The organism is Stenotrophomonas sp. (assembly GCF_050737075.1).
Classification (GTDB): domain Bacteria; phylum Pseudomonadota; class Gammaproteobacteria; order Xanthomonadales; family Xanthomonadaceae; genus Stenotrophomonas.
In genome coordinates, this window is the sequence record NZ_JBOHXV010000005.1 from 1 (window position 1) to 16,986 (window position 16,986).

17 protein-coding genes are annotated in these 16,986 nt (G+C 67.8%); 4 read left to right on the forward strand and 13 right to left on the reverse strand.

All coding sequences use genetic code 11. The annotated features are described in order from the left end of the window. The first annotated feature begins 162 nt into the window (after nt 1-162). Together ACREPD_RS01825 and ACREPD_RS01830 are read left to right on the forward strand one after the other, a co-directional pair. Entirely contained in the window at nt 163-783 is a 621-nt protein-coding gene (locus ACREPD_RS01825; protein WP_431597699.1) for a hypothetical protein, read from the forward strand. 117 nt (nt 784-900) lie between these two features. Further along, nucleotides 901-1,677 (forward strand): DUF481 domain-containing protein, encoded by a 777-nt coding sequence (locus ACREPD_RS01830; protein ID WP_431597700.1) that lies wholly within the window; start codon nt 901-903, stop codon nt 1,675-1,677. 82 nt (nt 1,678-1,759) lie between these two features. On the opposite strand, the gene hemC is transcribed toward ACREPD_RS01830, so the two are convergent. From hemC to ACREPD_RS01860, 6 genes are all read right to left on the reverse strand, one after another. Continuing rightward, on the reverse strand, nt 1,760-2,671 hold the full coding sequence (gene hemC / locus ACREPD_RS01835) for a hydroxymethylbilane synthase (RefSeq protein WP_431597701.1): 912 nt from the start codon (nt 2,669-2,671) through the stop codon (nt 1,760-1,762). A 10-nt stretch (nt 2,672-2,681) separates the two neighbouring features. Then, nucleotides 2,682-3,410, reverse strand: a complete 729-nt coding sequence (locus tag ACREPD_RS01840; protein ID WP_431597702.1) for a LytR/AlgR family response regulator transcription factor — start codon at nt 3,408-3,410, stop codon at nt 2,682-2,684. 10 nt (nt 3,411-3,420) lie between these two features. Then, entirely contained in the window at nt 3,421-4,467 is a 1,047-nt protein-coding gene (locus ACREPD_RS01845) for a sensor histidine kinase (protein ID WP_421569723.1), read from the reverse strand. A gap of 3 nt (nt 4,468-4,470) precedes the next feature. After that, complete coding sequence (locus ACREPD_RS01850) at nt 4,471-5,145, reverse strand: alpha/beta hydrolase (protein ID WP_431597703.1); 675 nt, start codon at nt 5,143-5,145, stop codon at nt 4,471-4,473. A gap of 108 nt (nt 5,146-5,253) precedes the next feature. Then, nucleotides 5,254-7,158, reverse strand: coding sequence for a glucans biosynthesis glucosyltransferase MdoH (gene mdoH, locus ACREPD_RS01855; protein ID WP_431597704.1), 1,905 nt, complete (start codon nt 7,156-7,158; stop codon nt 5,254-5,256). Between the two features lie 455 nt (nt 7,159-7,613). Further along, nucleotides 7,614-7,793: a hypothetical protein gene (locus ACREPD_RS01860; RefSeq protein ID WP_431597705.1), complete on the reverse strand. Its 180-nt coding sequence runs from the start codon at nt 7,791-7,793 to the stop codon at nt 7,614-7,616. A 196-nt stretch (nt 7,794-7,989) separates the two neighbouring features. Between ACREPD_RS01860 and ACREPD_RS01865 the strand changes: the two genes are divergently transcribed. Then, nucleotides 7,990-8,379: a DUF2628 domain-containing protein gene (locus tag ACREPD_RS01865; protein ID WP_431597706.1), complete on the forward strand. Its 390-nt coding sequence runs from the start codon at nt 7,990-7,992 to the stop codon at nt 8,377-8,379. Nucleotides 8,380-8,437: 58 nt separating this feature from the next. On the opposite strand, the gene ACREPD_RS01870 is transcribed toward ACREPD_RS01865, so the two are convergent. Continuing rightward, a complete protein-coding gene (locus ACREPD_RS01870) occupies nt 8,438-10,966 on the reverse strand; it encodes a methyl-accepting chemotaxis protein (RefSeq protein ID WP_431597707.1) in 2,529 nt (842 codons plus the stop codon). A gap of 224 nt (nt 10,967-11,190) precedes the next feature. Here ACREPD_RS01870 and ACREPD_RS01875 point away from each other — a divergent pair, with 224 nt between their 5' ends. Further along, a complete protein-coding gene (locus tag ACREPD_RS01875) occupies nt 11,191-11,493 on the forward strand; it encodes a putative quinol monooxygenase (RefSeq protein WP_431597708.1) in 303 nt (100 codons plus the stop codon). 33 nt (nt 11,494-11,526) lie between these two features. Here the strand turns inward: ACREPD_RS01875 and ACREPD_RS01880 are convergent, their stop codons facing one another. Genes ACREPD_RS01880 through ACREPD_RS01905 form a run of 6 tightly spaced genes read right to left on the reverse strand, consistent with a single transcriptional unit; the run spans nt 11,527 to nt 16,940 of the window. Beyond that, on the reverse strand, nt 11,527-13,467 hold the full coding sequence (locus tag ACREPD_RS01880; RefSeq protein ID WP_431597709.1) for a response regulator: 1,941 nt from the start codon (nt 13,465-13,467) through the stop codon (nt 11,527-11,529). Continuing rightward, a complete protein-coding gene (locus tag ACREPD_RS01885; protein WP_431597710.1) occupies nt 13,454-14,314 on the reverse strand; it encodes a sensor histidine kinase in 861 nt (286 codons plus the stop codon). Before ACREPD_RS01885 ends, ACREPD_RS01880 begins: the two co-directional genes overlap by 14 nt. Continuing rightward, a complete protein-coding gene (locus ACREPD_RS01890) occupies nt 14,311-15,327 on the reverse strand; it encodes an ATP-binding protein (RefSeq protein WP_431597711.1) in 1,017 nt (338 codons plus the stop codon). The genes ACREPD_RS01885 and ACREPD_RS01890 overlap by 4 nt, the downstream gene beginning before the upstream one ends. After that, nucleotides 15,318-15,719, reverse strand: a complete 402-nt coding sequence (locus ACREPD_RS01895; protein ID WP_431597712.1) for an anti-sigma regulatory factor — start codon at nt 15,717-15,719, stop codon at nt 15,318-15,320. Before ACREPD_RS01895 ends, ACREPD_RS01890 begins: the two co-directional genes overlap by 10 nt. Continuing rightward, nucleotides 15,716-16,081, reverse strand: a complete 366-nt coding sequence (locus tag ACREPD_RS01900) for an STAS domain-containing protein (protein WP_431597713.1) — start codon at nt 16,079-16,081, stop codon at nt 15,716-15,718. The genes ACREPD_RS01895 and ACREPD_RS01900 overlap by 4 nt, the downstream gene beginning before the upstream one ends. A 1-nt stretch (nt 16,082) precedes the next feature. Next, nucleotides 16,083-16,940 (reverse strand): STAS domain-containing protein, encoded by an 858-nt coding sequence (locus ACREPD_RS01905; protein WP_431597714.1) that lies wholly within the window; start codon nt 16,938-16,940, stop codon nt 16,083-16,085. Nucleotides 16,941-16,986 lie beyond the last annotated feature (46 nt).

Sequence of the window (16,986 nt, forward strand, 5' to 3'; positions counted from 1 at the left end):
GGCGCAATGTCGTTTCATGGTGTTCCGCCCATGACCGTCTTCTTCCGGGTTCTTCCGGCTAGATATCTCGGTGCGTCCCCCTGATATATCTCACCCCTGCACACCTGACACCATCTTCGGCTATCGTGAAGGCCCGCTACCGCCCCCCGCCCCTTCCCCACCATGCGCCTGTTGCCTGCTGCCGTTGTGCTGTCCCTGTTGCTGTCCGCCTGCGAACGCGCGCCGGCGCCCCCTGCCGGCGCTGCGCCTCTGTCCGCGCCGACGCAGGTCCCGCCCGCAGCCGATCCGGTCCAGGCGGTGCTGGCAGCCAGCCAGCGCTTCGGCGAACTGCGCAGCTTCCACGCCACCCTGCAGATGCAGGGCCCACGTACGCTGAAGGTGGCCATGGACTTCGTGGCGCCCGACCGCTACCGGCTCGAGACCGACGAGGGCGTGCAGACCATCATCGGCGGCACCTTCTTCCTGCAGCGTGCCGGCGAGGTCCGCCAGGTGCCGGTACCGCCGGGCCTGCTTGCCCAGTGGCGCAGCCCGCTGCCGGCCGACGCCGCGCCCGCCGACCTGCAGGTCGAGGATCTCGGCAGCGAGCGCTTGGCCGGCCAACAGGCGCGCAAGTACCGCGTCCGGCACGCCACGGCGGCGCCGGATGGCCTGCTGTACTGGATCAACGGAGCGGGCTTGCCGGTGCGGATCGAACGGCAGGGCCAGACCAACGGACAGGCCTTCCAGGCCACGGTGGACTATTCGCGCTTCAACGATCCCGGCCTGCGCATCGATGTCCCCTGAACAGGCGTGGAGTCCGAACCTCTGCTAAAGCGAGGGGGCGAGATGGAAAAACGGCGTGAAGGCATCAAGTATCATCACCCGTTGCTCCTCCCCCCTGTCTGATCCGGAGAACCGTTGATGTTCCTGCGCGTGACGTTGCTTGCCTCCCTGTTGCTGAGTGCCCCGGTGGCCTTTGCACAGGACACCATCGATCCGGCCGCGATGACCTCGCCGTGGAGCGGCAGCGGCGGCGAATTCGGATTCGCCTCGGCCCGCGGCAACAGCAACACCGAAAGCGCCAACGGCCGCCTGCGCCTGCGTTACACCGACGACGACTGGGTGCACAGCCTGGACCTGTTCGGCCTGCGTTCGCGTTCGGAATACACCGAAACCAACGACGACGGCACCGTCACCAAGCGCAGCAACACCACCGCCAACCGTTACACCGGCAGCGCCGGCAGCGCGCTGCAGCTGGGCGAACACCGCCAGCTGACCGCCACGGTGCGTTACGAGCGCGACGATTTCGCCACCTACGACCGCCAGGGCTCGTTCGGTCTGGGTTACGGCACCCGGCTCGTGGAAGGTGACCGCTTCTACATGGACGCCCAGATCGGCCCGGGTGTGCGCCGCACGCACAACACCGAAGACGATGAAACCCGCACCGGCCTGATCGGCCGCGGGCTGTTCGATGTGAAGTATTCGCTGACCCCGAACACCGACCTGGTCAACACCCTGCTGGTGGAATCGGGCTCGTACAACACCTTCGGCCAGAACGATTTCGGCGTGTCGGTGAGCATGAACGCACATCTGGCGCTGAAGGCCGGCTGGCAGGCGCGTTACAACAGCGACGTGGCCGAAGACAAGCGCAAGACCGATACGTTGACCACGATGAACGTGGTTTACAAATTCAAATAACCGACGCGAAGCGCACCGAAACGTAGCGCCGGCCTCTGGCCGGCGTTTTTGTTGGTAGGTACCGACCGTTGGTCGGTGCGCTCTAAACGGCGAGCAGTTCGCCGGCGCCCCCGTCCAACAGACCCTGCGCTACCGCCTTACCGAGCGCGTCCGGATCTGTTCCCGGGCCGCGCGCCTCGGCGCGGATCAGGCGGCCATCGGCCACGCCGCCGACCAGCCCCTGCAGGAACAGGCTCTCGCCTTCCCATTGCGCGTAGCCGGCAACCGGCACGTGGCAGCTGCCGTGCAGCGCGCGATTCATGGCGCGCTCGGCCTCCACACAGGCACGCGTGCGGGCATCGTCGAGGGCGGCAAACAACGCCATCACCTGGGCATCGTCGCCATTGCATTCCACCGTGACCGCGCCCTGCGCCGGCGCCGGCAGCCAGTCCGGCGCCGCCAGCCGCGCCACGATGCGCCCGCCCAGGCCCAGCCGCTCCAGCCCGGCCACGGCCAGCACGATGGCGTCGTAGCCGCCGTTGTCCAGCTTGGCCAGGCGCGTGTTGACGTTGCCGCGCAGGTCGAGCAGCTGCAGGTCCGGGCGCAGCGCGCGCAGCTGGGCTTGGCGGCGCAGCGAGGACGTGCCTACGCGCGCGCCGATCGGCAGCGCATCCAGCGAGGCATAGAGGTTGGAGATGAAGCCGTCGGCAGGGTCGTGGCGGGTCAGCATGGCCGGCAGCGCGAACGGCGCGTCCAGCTCCATCGGCACGTCCTTGAGCGAATGCACCGCGCAGTCCGCATCGCCACGCAGCATGGCCAGTTCCAGTTCCTTGAGGAACAGGCCCTTGCCACCAATGGCGGCCAGCGAGCGGTCCAGGACTTCATCGCCGCGCGTGCTCATCGGCACCAGCACCACGTCCAGCCCCGGGTGGGCCTGGCGCAGGCGATCGGCGACGTGTTCGCTCTGCCACAAGGCAAGCGGGCTCTTTCGGGTGGCGATGCGCAGGGTGTTCATGCGCCCATTATTACAGGTGTTTCAGATCCTGCTTCAGGCTCGCCACGCAGCGCCGGCTGACTTCCAGCGGGGCCTTGCCATGCCGCAGCACGGCCTGGACCTGGCCTGCGCCATTCCGTCGCAGCTCGACCAGTTCGTGGCGCGCCACCAGGCAGTTGCGATGGATCCGCACGAAGCGGCTGGCGAATTCCTCCTCCAGCGATTTCAGCGACTCCTCGATCAGGTCCTCGCCGCGCGCGTGATGGACCACCACGTACTTTTCCTCGGCCTGCATGTAGTGGATATCGTCGATCGGGATCAACCGCAGGCTGCCGCGCAGGCGCGCGCACAACAACGTGCGGGCCTGCTGACTGGGCGTGCTGGGCTGGCCATTGCGCCCGGCCAGGAAAGTCCGCGCGCGCTCCAGCGCAGCGGCCAGGCGCTCGGGACGCACCGGCTTCATCAGGTAATCGATGGCGGCCGCCTCGAACGCGGACAGCGCGTGCGCGTCGTAAGCGGTGCAGAACACCACGGCCGGGCGCGGATCGAAGGTAGCCAGGTGGCGCGCCGCCTCCAGTCCATCCAACCCGGGCATGGCGATGTCCAGCAGCACCAGGTCCGGCTGCAGCTCGGCGCAGGCATGCAGGGCCTGTTCGCCGTTCTCGGCCTCCGCCACCACCTCCACGCCGGGCTGTTCGGCCAGCAGGCTGCGCAGGCGCTCGCGTGCGAGGGGCTCGTCGTCGGCGATCACCACTTTCAAGCAGGCTTCCTCACTGGACGGGCACGAAGATGTCGCAGGCATAGTAGCCGCCGTCCCATGCCCCCGTCATCCGCGCCGCCGGCCCGAACCGCCAGGCCAGACGGTGGGCGATGTTGCGCTGGGCGTGGCCGGCGCCCTGCATCAGCGGCAACGCGCGGGCGTCCGGGTCCGGCGCCGGATTCTGGATGCGCACATGCAGCGTGCCGCCGTCGCAGGACAGCGCGATGACGATGGTGCCGCCGTCGGGCAACCGCGAAATGCCATGCAGCACGGCATTTTCCACCAGCGGCTGCAGCACCAGGCGCGGCATCGCCAGCGTCCACGGCAGGGGTTCCTCGCGCTGCCACTGCACCTGCAGGCGCTCGCCCAGGCGCAGCGATTCGATCGACAGATAGGCCTCGGCCAGTTCGCACTCGGCCTGCAACGTGGAATCGCCCTCGCCCGCGCCCAGCGCGGCGCGGAACAGGTCCGACAGGTCCAGCACCGCGCGTTCGGCAACCACCGGATCGCGTCGCACCAGGCTGGCGATGAGATTCATGCTGTTGAACAGGAAATGCGGGCGGATGCGCGCCTGCAGCGCGTCGGCCTGCGCGCGCGCATTGGCCACGGTCTGCGCGCCCCAGCGGTCGCTGACATAGAAGTAGCGCAGCGCCAGCGCCACAATCAATGCGGTGACCGTCGCGCAGCCCAGCGTGAACCGCCAGAAGCCGATGACACCGGCGAAGCCCTGCACGTCCAGCACCGCATACAGCGCGTGCACGATGCCGGTGCAGAGCGCCGCGATCAGCGCGGCCATGCCAACCGCCAGCGCGGTGCCCAGCATTTCGGGCAGGCGCGACAGCGTGGCGCGTGCCGCGCACAGACACACTGTCACGGCCAGTGCCAACCACAACGCCAGGCCGCTGGCGGACAGGAAACCGGAAACGCCCCAGTGCCGGCTGCCATCCGGCACCAGCGCCACCACCACGACCACCAGCTCGGCCAGGCCGAGCATCGCCGCCAGCCGCGGCAGTCGGCACAGGTCGGGCAGCCAGGGTTGCTGGCGCAGGTCGTTCATGGCTCAGGGAGCCTTGAAGCGCGCGTCCAGCCAGTCGCCCAGCGCCTGCAGTTCCTCGGCGCAGACCTGGTGGGCCATGGGATAGGAATGCCACTCCAGCGGGAAGCCCGCGTTCTTCATGCGTTGGGCGGTGTCGTCAGCGATGGCGTGCGGAATCACCGGATCCTGCATGCCGTGGGCCATGAACACTGGCGGGCGGGCACCGTTGGGCCTTGCCGCATCGATAGCCGCCTGCGGGTCCGGCAGGTATGTGGACAAGGCGATCAAGCCCGCGATGGGCCGGGTCGAGCGCAATGCAGCGCTGAGGATGACCGCCCCGCCCTGCGAGAAGCCGGCCAGCAGGATGCGTTCGACAGGAATGCCGCGCGCCACTTCGGCATCGATCAATGCGTCCAGCGCCTGCACCGAGGCATCTACGCCGGCGGCATCGGCGCGCGAGCGGAAATCCATGCTGACGATGTCGTACCACGCGCGCATGCGCACGCCATTGTTGATGGTGATCGGCTGCACCGGCGCATGCGGAAACACGAAGCGGATCGCCGGCCAGTGCGGGCGCAGCAGCTCGGGCACGATCGGCGCGAAGTCGTTGCCGTCCGCACCCAGCCCATGCAGCCAGAGCACGGCCCATTGGGGGTTGGCGGCGGTTTCGTTGACTACGGTTTCCAGCGTTTGCGACATCGTGCGGCTCCAGTACGTTCTGGCCGCATTATGCGTCCTGGAGCACAGCCACGCATGGCGTGGCTCTACAAGCGCGAGGCGGTAACCGTCGCCAGTCGCCTGCGCGGATCAGTGGGCGGCGCGTTCGGCGGCGGCGCGGCGCAGCTGCGCCGCACGCACCAGGATGGTCGGCGGGGCCGACTCCTCGGGAATGTCCATCAGTCCCAGGCGATGCAGCAGATCGCCGGCACGACGGCCGGAGGTGAGCGCGACCACCGGAATGGCCAGCACCATGCCGATCACCACCGGCGCCATCCACGCGGCCAGGGCCGGCGATACGGCATACGCCAGTATGCCCATGAACAGACCGAACACGCTCAGGCCACCGTAGCCCTTGATCAACGCTGGCCAGGAAATTCCGCCGTCATCGCGCTGCTGCGCGTCCCAGCCCGAGTCCTTGCCGGCCAGCACTTCGGCCACGCCGCGCGACTGCACGTACATCACCACCGGCGCCATCAAGGCCGCCAGCACGGTTTCCAGCAGCATCGACACGAATGCGCGGATACCACCGCCGCACCCGCGCCGCTCGACCGGGTCCAGCAGCATCGCGAAGTACCCCAGCACCTTGGGCAGCAGCAGCACCGCCATGGTGATGGCGAACATGCGGATCACCTGGGTCTCGTCCTGCTGGCGCCAGTACACGCCCGGCGAGAGGTGCAGCATCTCGCTGAAGTCGATACCGCCCTGGAACAGCGGAATGGCGATGCCGATCAGCATCAGCATCGCCCACATCGGCGCGGTGAAGTAGTGGCCGATGCCGATCATCATATGCATGCGGCTGACCCAGTGCAGGCCCTTGGAGCCCACTACCTTGGCGTGCTGCAGGTTGCCTTGGCACCAGCGGCGGTCACGCACCAGCATGTCGGTCAGGGTCGGCGGGCCTTCTTCATAGCTGCCGCGCAGGTAGGGCACCATGTGCGTGGCCCAACCGCCGCGGCGCATCAGCGCCGCTTCCACGAAATCATGGCTGAGCACGTGGCCACCGAACGGCTGCCGGCCGGGCAGCGGCGGCAGCCCGGCGTTGTCGGCGAACGCCTCGGTGCGGATGACCGCGTTGTGGCCCCAGTAGTTGCTTTCCGCGCCATGCCACCAGGCCACGCCGCGGCCGATCACCGGGCCATACACGCGCCCGCCGAACTGCTGCATGCGGGCGAACAGGGTGCGCCCGCCAATCACCGCCGGCAGCGTCTGGATCAGGCCGACGTCGGGGTTGTGCTCCATGCCGGCGACCAGCCGCACGATGGTGTCGCCGGTCATCAGGCTGTCGGCGTCCAGGATCAGCATCTGCGGGTAGCCGGCACCGAAGCGGCGCACCCAGTCGGCGATGTTGCCGGCCTTGCGGCCAGTGTTGTCGCCACGGCGGCGATAGAACAGGCGCTCATGCCCGCCGACGGCGGCGCACAGCTCATCGAACGCCTGCTCTTCGGCGGCGCCGATGTCGTCGCGCCGGGTGTCGCTGAGCACGAAGAAGTCGAACTGTTCCAGCTGCCCGGTACTGGCCACCGATTCGTAGATGGCCTGCAGGCCGGCGAGCAGCCGGCGCGGGTCTTCGTTGTAGGTCGGCATCAGCAGCGCGGTGCGGGTGTGCACCTGCGGCAGCGGCTGGTCCGGATCGATGCCCAGCTTGTAGCCCCGGTCGAACACGGCCGTGAGGAAGCCCGCGACGGCACCGGCAAAAGAAAGCGCGATCCAGGCGAACAGGGCCACGAACAGCACCAGCAGGCAGCCTTCCAGTACGGAGAGGCCGTTGATGGACAGCACCTTCCACATCATGTGGGTGGCGGCCGCGGTCATCGCCGCAGTGCCGCCGAAGATATAGAAGCGACGCAGCGCGATCATGCGCGGCGCGGTGCGCTGGCGCGGTACCTGCAGCCGCCCGTCGCGGAAGGTCTGTTCGGGCATGCCCAAGGGGGATTCGGCGGGCAGCACCGAGCGCCCCGCGTCGAGCGTGGCGTTGACTGTCTGCACACTCATGCGCGGTTACCCTGCGTGGCGCAAATCCAGTGGGCGCTGCTGTGTCCTGCGCGGGCCTGGCCGTGGTCGGCGCCCCGCTGATGTCTGTGACTACCGGAACCCACGAACTCTCCAACCGCTTGGGACGAAAAATGCGGCCCAGCATAGGGGGGCAAATGTAAGGTGGGCGCGAAGGGGTCTCTCGGCGATTTCTCCCCATTCAGCAAATTCAACCGGACGGCCGGCGGAGCCAGTTGCGACAATTGGCCGCAGGCCTTGCGGCATAAGGATTTCCCTATTCAGCACGCCCCGCCCAGGTGCGCTGCACCGGTGGCGGCGCAGGGGCGAGCCGGAGAGCCGCCGCGATCACGGCGTCCCCTGCCCTGCGCAATGCGGGCCTGCCGAACCGGCCGGCTGCACCCCGATCGCCGGGGCAGCTGGACCGGCAACAGGCCGCACGCCGGCCCGCGCACGCGTCAGGCCGGGGTGACCTCGACGGCGACGTCGGTTTCAACCGGCGGCCGCGCCAACGCGCGCGAACCGACGTGGGAATACTGCAGCTGTGCCAGCAGATGCTGCGCCTGGGTGGCGATCGGGCACGGCGCGATCCGCGGGCCGGCCTGAGGGCGCTCAGGGTAGATCACTACACTCGACATGGTCTGGTTTCTCGTGGCATTCCAAATACGCCGCGGGGCTCCCTGCCGCGCGGAATGCGAACCCTATATGAATTTTCGGACGAATGTGTGACGTCGTCCTGGCGGCGGGATCTCACCGCTGACTGGCGTCAGAGAACTGGCGCCAACTGATAGCCAACGACTATCATGTAAACGTTTTCAAACTAGCTAAGTGGATATGGATTCCAACATCGCCTCACCCCGCAGCCCCAAGTGGCAGTTCCGTTTCGACTTCTTCAACACCCACGGCGCGCCCAACTCGCCCGCGTTCAAGGCGGCCTACAAGGCACTGCCGTTCGGCCAGAAGATCAAGGTCAACTTCAACTTCTTCGCGCTGTTCTTTGGCTGCATCTACCTCTTCATCCTGGGCATGTGGCGAAAAGCGCTGACGATCGTCGGCCTGACCGTCGTGCTGGCCGTGGTGGTGGCATTCCTGCCTGATGCGATCGGCCGCGGCGTCGCCATCGCATGGTCGTTGTTGATCGCGCTGACCACCAACTACAACTACTACCTGGAACAGGTGAAGGGTGACACCAGCTGGAATCCCTTCCAGGGCATCCGCTGGTAAGCGGTGCCGCTGGAATCACCCAAAAGGGCCCGGTCGAAAGACCGGGCTTTTTTGTTGCTCAGGCGGCTGACGCCAACCGAACTGCAGCAGGCGCAGCCGCGGCCGTGCGGAAGCTCGCCACGGCGGTGCCCAGATGCTGGGCCTGCTCTTCCATGGCACGGGCGGCGGCAGTGGCTTCTTCCACCAGCGCCGCGTTCTGCTGCGTGGTTTCGTCCATCTGGGTGATGGTCTGGTTGACCTGCTCGATGCCGGCGGACTGCTCCTTCGAGGCCGCGGAGATCTCGGCCATGATGTCGTTGACCCGGCGCACGCCGGTCACGATCTCCTGCATGGTGTTTCCGGCGGTCTGCACCAGCGCCGAGCCCTCTGTCACCTGCGCGACCGAGTCGTCGATCAGGTGCTTGGTCTCCTTGGCGGCGCCCGCCGAGCGCTGCGCCAGTGCGCGCACCTCGCTGGCCACCACCGCAAAGCCGCGCCCCTGCTCCCCCGCACGCGCCGCTTCCACGGCGGCATTGAGCGCCAGGATGTTGGTCTGGAAGGCAATGCCATCGATCACCGAGATGATTTCGGCGATCCGCTTCGACGACGCTTCGATGCCCAGCATGGTGTTCACTACCCGGCCCACGACCTGCCCGCCCTGTTCGGCCACGTCCGCCGCACCGGCCGCCAGCCGGTTGGCCTGCACAGCGTGATCGGCGTTCTGGCGCACGGTGGACGTCAGCTCTTCCATCGACGCCGCGGTCTCTTCCAGGCTGGCCGCCTGCTGTTCCGTACGACGCGACAGATCGCTGTTGCCCGAGGCGATCTCGCCGGCGGCCAGGTTGATGCTGGCGGTGGCCTGCTGGATGCGGCCGACGATGTTGGTCAGCTGGGTCACGGTGGTATCGGCATCGTCACGCATCCGCGCGAACACCCCGTGGAACTGCCCCTGCATGCGCGCCGTGAGGTCGCCGGCGGCGATGGCGCGCAACAGCGCGGAGATCTGCTGCAGGTTGTCGTCGCTGACCTGCATCATGGTGTTGAGGTTCTCCACCATGGCACGGAAGTCATGGTCGAAGCGGACCACGTCGCCGCGCTGGGTGAAGTCGCCCAGCGCCGCCGCGCCGGCCAGCTCGCGGATCTGGGTGTTGATCGCGCGCAGGTTGGCCTTGGTGGTATCCATGGCATCAGTGAAAACGGCCTGCTCGCCGGGGAGGCGGTCCATGTCCTGCGACAGGTCGCCCACCGCGTACCGCTGCATCACCTCGACCAGGCGACGCGTCACGGCGATGTTGGCGCCAACCAGTTGGTTGGTGTCTTCGACCATGCGCCCGTATTCGCCGGGGAAGGCCTGTGCGTCCATGCGATAGCCCAGCTCGCCGGCGTCGTGGCGGTGCGCCATCTCGCCCTGCGCGGCCATCACCGCACGCAACTGTCCGCGCATGCGCTGCATGGATTCGAGCAACCGGCCGACCTCGTCATCGCGCGGCGGCGGCAGCGGCGTGTCCAGGCGGCCTTCGGCCACTTCGGCCGACAGCCGTACTGCATCGGCCAGAGGGCGGATCGCCTGGCGGCGCAGCAGCACGTACACGCTCGCACTGAGCACCAGGGCGGCGCCAAAGCCCACGGCGAGGATGATCCACAGCAGCGCGCGCGCCTGTGCGGTAATCAATGCGTACGGCACGATCACGCCCAGGGCGAAGCGTTCTTCGCTCGCCCCGATGCGCAGTGGCACGTAGGCCTTCACGTTGCCGGCGGCATCGGGCGTGAAGGCTTCGAAGCGCTGGTCTTTGGCGACCGCCGCCAGCACCTGCGCAGTCAGCGCATCGTCGCGGCGCTGGCCAATCTGCTTGGCATCCTGTGCAGCCAGCACGATGCCGCCGGGCGAGATCAGTTCCACATGGCCCTCGCCCATCGGGCGCAGCGCGGCGAGACGCTCCTGCAATGCCGCCAGGCCGAAGTCGACGGTGACCGCGCCGAGGAACTCGCTGTTGTCGAGCACCGGCGTGGACAGGGTGGTCATCAGTACCTTCTTGCCCGCGATCTCATACTCGTACGGCTCGCTCACTGTCTGCCGCTTGAGCGCACGCGGACGCAGGTACCAGTCGCCATCGCCGGGCACGTCGTAACCCTTCAGGACATCCTGCACCGGCGTGCCACTCTGCCAGGCCCAGTAGCTCATGAAGCGGCCGGTTTCGTCGTGGGCCTCGGTGCCGACGAAGTCCGCGTCCTTGCCATCGAAGGCCTCCGGCTCCCACAGCGTGCCCATGCCCACCCATTCCGGATGGGACTGCAGCTGCTGCTGAAGTACCTGCGCGGCGGTCACGCGCGACAGGCCGCCGGCACGATGCTGCACCACCAGGCTGTCGGCCAGCGCATGGCTGGTGGCGAACGCCGCCGCCAGGTCTGCGCCCACCCGGCGCGACTCGGCCTCGGCCTGGCTTTCCATGGTCCGCCGGGAGGCGTCGAGCAGCGCCTGGCTGGCCTCGCGGTAACTGAGGGCGGCGGTCACGCCGAAGCAGAGCATGGCAATCAGGGCGGTGCCCAGCATCAGCCGGTTGGCGATGCTGCCGGGGCGCTTGGAAGCGGTCGAGCGGGACGCGGACATGGGGGTGTTCCAGGCAGGAGTACAGAACAGCGCGCGCCGTGGGCGCCGCTACTACGTCACGCAGTCCATTGCGGCCCGGCGGGCCGGGACATCAGCTGGTAACGGCCCTGTCATGGCAATGTTGAGCGCCGAATCCTGACCCGGTTCAGCGAAGGTTGCCGCGCATTGACCGTCGCACCCGGGCGGCGCACGCTGCGCGTTCTTCCGCAGGCAGGCGCACGCCCATGTATGGACTGATCGGCAAGATGAACATCGCTCCCGGCGAGCGCGACGGGGTCATCGCGATCCTGCTGGAGGGTACCCAGGCCATGCCGGGGTGCCGGAGCTATGTGGTGGCAAAGGATCCCGCCGACGCCGATGCCATCTGGATCAGCGAAGTCTGGGACAGCGCAGAGCTGCACCATGCGTCGCTGGCGTTGCCCGGCGTGCAGCAGGCCATTGCCCGCGCCCGGCCGCATATCACCGGTTTCGGCGAGCGCTTCGAGACCGAGCCGGTGGGAGGCCATGGGCTGGCCGCAGGCGACTGACGGCAGTGCGGCCCCACTGGGGCCGCTACGCGATCACGCCGGACCGAACATCGCGCGCACGCTGCGCAGCAGCTCGTGCACGCTGAACGGCTTGGGCAGCAGCGACATGCCCTCGCCGAGGAACTCGTGCCGCACCGCGGCGCTTTCCGTGTAGCCGGTGATGAACAGCACCGGCAGCGTCGGGCGCAGCGCGCGCGCGGCATCGGCCAGCTCGCGGCCGTTCATGCCCGGCAGGCCGACATCGGACAGCAGCAGCTGCACCTCGCGGTCCGAATGCAGTTCGAGCAGCGCCTGCTGGGCGTTCATCGCCTCCACCACCTGGTAGCCGGATTCGATCAGCATCTCGCGCACCATCATGCGCACCGAGTCGGTGTCGTCCACCAGCAGGATGCGCTCGGCCTGGCCGCGCTGCACCTGCAGCGGCGACGCCGCCTCTTCCTTCATCTGCTGTTGGCCTTCGGGCAGCAGCAGTTCGATCTCGGCGCCTTCGCCCTGTTCGCTGGCGATGCGGGCGCTGCCGCCGGACTGGCGGGCGAACCCGTAGGTCATCGACAGCCCCAGGCCGGTGCCCTCGCCCTGCGGCTTGGTGGTGAAGAACGGCTCGAACACCTTGCCCAGCAACTCCAGCGGGATACCGCTGCCGTTGTCGATCACCTTGACGCTGATGTACTGCCCCGGCGAAAGCTCATGGTCGCGCTCGATCAGGGTGCGCCCGGCGCGGATCCGGATCAGGCCCGAACCGGCCAAGGCATCGCGTGCATTGATGACCAGGTTGAGCATCACGTTCTCGAACTGGTTGGGGTCGGCCACCGCCACCAGCGGTTCCGTCCCCAGCTCTAGTTCCAGTTCGATGTTCTCGCCGATCGACCGCCGCAGCATGTCTTCCAGCGAACGCACCCGGGCCACCACGTCGAAGGCCTGCGGGTCCAGGGGCTGCTTGCGGGCGAAGGCCAGCATGCGCTGGGTCAGCGCCGCCGCGCGGTGCGCCGATGCGGTCGCGATATCCACATAGCGCGCGGTCTTGTCCCACTTGCCGGCGCTGGCCGACATCTCGATCATGTCCAGCCCGGAAATGATGGTGGTCAGCAGGTTGTTGAAGTCGTGCGCGATGCCGCCGGTGAGCTGACCCAGCGAGTCCATCTTCTGCGACTGCATCAGCTCCATCTCGGTGCGTTCGCGTTCGGCGATCTGGAACGCCAGTTCGCTGGTGGCGCTCTCCAGTTCCTGGCGCTGCTCCAGTTCGCGCACGTGGCGCTCGGTGATGTCCTCGACCAGCACCAGGCCCAGCCCGGGCGCGCTGTAGGGCGTCACCCGCCATTCGGTCACGCGCCGGCTACCCTGCACCTGCAGCGCGAACGTGCCCTGCCAGCGCTCGCCTTCGGCCAGCGCGACCTTCAACGCGCTCAGCGGCGCGACCTGGTTTTCGAGCAGCGACTCGACCCGCCCGGTACCCAGGTCATCGCCGAGCAGGCGCTTGAACGCGTCGTTGGCCTCATGCACCTGCAACTGCGCATCGAGCACACCGATCGGCGCATAGATCTGGCGGAAGATCTCGCCGAAGCGTGCTTCGGCCTCCCGCAATGCCTCTTCGGCACGGCGCGCGCGCAACAGGCTGCGCAGCGTGGCCAGCAGCACATCCGGGTCCACCGGGTGGATCAGGTACGCATCGGCGCCGGCGTTCAGACCGGTGATGAGATCGCCGGTGGCGATGGACGCCGCCGACACATGCACCACCGGGAGCAGCTGCATGCGCGGATCGGCGCGCAGCTGACGGACCACGTCGAAGCCGCTCGTGTCGGGCAGATTGACGTCCAGCACCAGCGCACCGAAGTCCTGCTCGGCCAGCCGCAGCAGGCCTTCGCCGCCGGTACCGGCCTCCTCGACGCTGAAGCCGTGATGTTCCAGCACCCGGCGCACCGAGTAACGGGTGGCCGCGTTGTCGTCCACCACCAGGATCGTGTCACGCATCGGCATCGACGGTCTCCGCGGCCAGGTTGAGCGGCAGGATGACATGGAATTCCGAGCCGACGCCGACCGCGCTGACCACGCCAACCCGCCCGCCCAGCAGCTCGGCGAAGCGCTTGCACAACGACAAGCCAAGGCCGGTGCCGCGCAGGCGCTTCTGCAGCGGCGAATCGACCTGCACGAAGTCCTCGAACAGGGTGGGCAATACGTCCTGCGGAATGCCGACACCGGTATCGCGCACACTGAAGCGCACCGAGTGGTCGTCCACCAGCCGGGCCGACACCACCACCTGCCCGTTCGGGGTGAACTTGAGCGCATTGGAAATGAAGTTGCGCAGAATCTGCGCCAGCTTCTTGTCGTCGGTATACAGCAACGGCAACGGCGGCGGGTCCTCGAACAGCAGGTCCACCTGGTTGCCTTCGACCAGCGGGCGGAACATGCCGCGCAGGGCGGAGAACAGGTCCATCAGGTCGAACCAGGCCGGCGAGATGGTGATGCGCCCGGCTTCGATCTTGGCCAGGTCCAGCAGGTCGTCGACCATCTCGCACAGCTCGCTGGCCGAGCCGCTGATGAAGCGCACCTGGCGGCGCTGCTCGTCGGTCAGCGGGCCGTCCATGCCGTCTTCCAGCAGCCGGGTCATGCTCAGGATCGAGCCCAGCGGGGTGCGGAACTCATGGCTCATGTAGGACAGGAACCGGCTCTTCAGCTCGGACACTTCGCGCAGCTGTTCGGCCTGCTGGTCCAGTTCGGCGTACAGGGCGAGCACGCCCTGGTTGGTTTCTTCCAGCTCGGTGCGCAGCGCCTCTGCCTGCGCGCGCAGCTGGTCGAGTTCCTGTTCGGGTGAAAGCGCGTTCAATGCAGGTCTCCAAGCCGCAGGGCGATGATGCCGGTGTCGTCGCGGCCGCGATCGAAATCGCGCTGCAACACCGCCACGATCAGGGCCGGGTGGCGGTGGAACAGGCCGGGGTAAGCGCGCAGGCTCCAGCGCGCCTGCAGTCCATCACTGTGCATGAGCAGCAGCGTGCCTGCGGCCGCGTGAAAATGGAATGGCTGGGCCTTGCGGAATTGCACCCCGACGATGCCCGGGTGCGAGGCCAGGCCGCGGGTGGTGGTCGGTTCGCACAGGGTGGCCGAGATGTTGCCGATCCCGGCAAACTCCAGGGAGCCGCTGCCCACATTCACGGTGGCGACGGCCGCGGCGCCGCCGCGGGTACCGGACATGGCCGCATGCAGCGCACCAATCACGTCCGCCGCCGCAGCATTGCCACGCTCGGCCGCAGCGGCCACACCGGCCTGCGCCGCATCCGAGGCGGGCAGCCCGTGGCCGAGGCCGTCGATCAGGGTCACCCCCACGGACTGGCTGTCCGCACGCAGGTGCCAGGCGTCGCCACAGGCCACCTCGTGCCGCATCGCCAGGCGCAGGGCGCCGTACGGGACATCCACATCGCGGGCCGCGCGGCTGGCGTAGATGCGTGCCACCACCACACTGCCCTTGTCGTCCGACCAGGCATCGAGCACCGTGGCCTGGCGCCGGATCGCGCCCAGCCCGAGGCCCTGGGTGCCCCCGGTCGAATAGCCGTCCGGCATGGCCTCGGCCAGCGAGAAGCCCGGCCCGGCGTCCAGCGTGCACAGTTCAATGCCCTCACCGCCACGCCCGCACACCACGGACAGGTACATGCGCCCGCCGCGTCCGTGCTTGAGCACGTTGGTGGCCAGCTCGGTGGCCGCCAGGGCCACACGGCCCGCATCCATCTCATCGAAGCCGATGGCATCGGCCATGGACAGCGCTTCGCGACGGGCCTGGCCCACCTGCGACACTTCCTCCACAACCACGACCCGGGTGACGCGGCCGGCAAAGTTCAGATCCATTTGGTGATGGCGACCCGCGTGCCTTGGCCGGGCGCACTCTCCAGTTCAAACACATCCACCAGCCGTTTCGAACCGGACAGGCCCAGCCCCATGCCGTTCCCGGAGGTCCAGCCATCGGTCAGCGCCTGGGCGACATCGGGAATGCCCGGGCCGTTGTCCGAGAACACCAGGCGCAGGCCACGACGCACGCCGCTGTCCACCACGTCCCAGGTCATCTCGCCACCGCCGCCGTAGATCACGGCATTACGGGCCAGCTCACTGGCCGCCGTGACCAGCTTGGTCTGGTCGATCAGCCGCAGCTTGCAGGCCACGGCCGCCTGGCGGGCGGCCTGGCGGGCCAGCACCACGTCCTGTTCGACGCGGATCGGCAGCGATCCACTCACGCTGGTCATGGCGCCTCTTCGTCAGGCTGCCGCAGCAGGTGCATGCCACGCTCGACGTTGAGCGCGGTACGCACGCCGGTGAGGGTAAGCCCCAGCTCCACCAACGTGATCGCCACGGCCGGCTGCATGCCCACCACCACGGTGGTGGCGTCCATGATCCGCGACAGCGAGGAAATGGTGGAAATCATGCGGCCGATGAACGAATCGACGATATCCAGCGCGGAGATGTCGATCAGCACACCACGCGCGGAGGTCAGCCGGATCTTCTCGGTCAGGTCGTCCTGCAGGGTCAGCGCAAGCTGGTCGTGCATGTCCACCTGGATGGTCACCAGCAGCAGATCGCCCATCTGCAGGATAGGGATGCGGTCCATTTCAGCGGGCGACCTTGGTCACCGTCTGGCCGGTGCGCTTGAGCGCCAACGCCAGTGCATCGGCCAGGTTGGCCTTGGTGACGATGCCCTGCAGGTCCAGGCCCAGGTGCACGATGGTCTGTGCGATCTGCGGACGCACGCCACTGATGATCGCATCGGCGCCCATCAGGCGGATCGCGGTAACGGTCTTGAGCAGGTGTTGGGCCACCAGCGTGTCCACGGTGGGCACGCCGGTGATGTCGATGATGGCGATCTCCGAACCCGTGTCGACGATCCGCTGCAGCAGCGACTCCATGACCACCTGGGTGCGCTGGGAATCGAGCGTGCCGATCATCGGCAGGGCCAGCACGCCCTCCCACAGCTTCACGACCGGGGTGGACAGTTCCAGCATTTCTTCCTGCTGGCGCTGGATCACTTCCTCGCGGGTCTTCTGGAACACCTTCACGCTGTGCAGGCCAAGGGTATCGATCAGTTCGGAGACCACCCACAGCTGATCGCCCAAGGCCTTGGGGTCATCGGCGAAGTTCTGCTGGATCAGCTCGAACAACGGGCGCTTGAGCGAGAACAGGAAGCTGGCGGTCTCTGCGGAGCTGAATCCCTTGAGCACGCGGTCGCGGGAGAGCTGTTCCAGGAACTGGCGGATGTCCTGCCATTCGTTGCCGGCCACGCTGCTGCCCGAAGTGGCGGTGGACAAGGCGGCCTGGAACAGGCGCCAGAACTCGCGCACCTGGCTGTCCAGTTCGCGCGCGCCCAGACGCCCGTCCTGGCCTTGGGCGGCCAACTGCTGGGCCCACTGCACCACCACGGTGTCCTGATGGGCGCGAAGAAGGTCGATCGTGCGCTGCTGCAATGCCGCCATGGGGGTGATTCCTGCAAGGAAAAAGTGGGAAAGCCCCGGCGCAACG

Excerpts from the sequence above, each read along its gene's own strand:
- ACREPD_RS01880 (WP_431597709.1), bottom strand. The coding sequence starts at position 13,467 with ATGCCGATGCGTGACACGATCCTGGTGGTGGACGACAACGCGGCCACC.
- ACREPD_RS01890 (WP_431597711.1), bottom strand. The coding sequence starts at position 15,327 with ATGGATCTGAACTTTGCCGGCCGCGTCACCCGGGTCGTGGTTGTGGAG.
- ACREPD_RS01830 (WP_431597700.1), top strand. The coding sequence starts at position 901 with ATGTTCCTGCGCGTGACGTTGCTTGCCTCCCTGTTGCTGAGTGCCCCG.
- ACREPD_RS01865 (WP_431597706.1), top strand. The coding sequence starts at position 7,990 with ATGGATTCCAACATCGCCTCACCCCGCAGCCCCAAGTGGCAGTTCCGT.
- mdoH (WP_431597704.1), bottom strand. The coding sequence starts at position 7,158 with ATGAGTGTGCAGACAGTCAACGCCACGCTCGACGCGGGGCGCTCGGTG.
- ACREPD_RS01900 (WP_431597713.1), bottom strand. The coding sequence starts at position 16,081 with ATGGACCGCATCCCTATCCTGCAGATGGGCGATCTGCTGCTGGTGACC.
- ACREPD_RS01870 (WP_431597707.1), bottom strand. The coding sequence starts at position 10,966 with ATGTCCGCGTCCCGCTCGACCGCTTCCAAGCGCCCCGGCAGCATCGCC.
- ACREPD_RS01875 (WP_431597708.1), top strand. The coding sequence starts at position 11,191 with ATGTATGGACTGATCGGCAAGATGAACATCGCTCCCGGCGAGCGCGAC.
- hemC (WP_431597701.1), bottom strand. The coding sequence starts at position 2,671 with ATGAACACCCTGCGCATCGCCACCCGAAAGAGCCCGCTTGCCTTGTGG.
- ACREPD_RS01905 (WP_431597714.1), bottom strand. The coding sequence starts at position 16,940 with ATGGCGGCATTGCAGCAGCGCACGATCGACCTTCTTCGCGCCCATCAG.
- ACREPD_RS01825 (WP_431597699.1), top strand. The coding sequence starts at position 163 with ATGCGCCTGTTGCCTGCTGCCGTTGTGCTGTCCCTGTTGCTGTCCGCC.
- ACREPD_RS01860 (WP_431597705.1), bottom strand. The coding sequence starts at position 7,793 with ATGTCGAGTGTAGTGATCTACCCTGAGCGCCCTCAGGCCGGCCCGCGG.
- ACREPD_RS01845 (WP_421569723.1), bottom strand. The coding sequence starts at position 4,467 with ATGAACGACCTGCGCCAGCAACCCTGGCTGCCCGACCTGTGCCGACTG.
- ACREPD_RS01850 (WP_431597703.1), bottom strand. The coding sequence starts at position 5,145 with ATGTCGCAAACGCTGGAAACCGTAGTCAACGAAACCGCCGCCAACCCC.
- ACREPD_RS01895 (WP_431597712.1), bottom strand. The coding sequence starts at position 15,719 with ATGACCAGCGTGAGTGGATCGCTGCCGATCCGCGTCGAACAGGACGTG.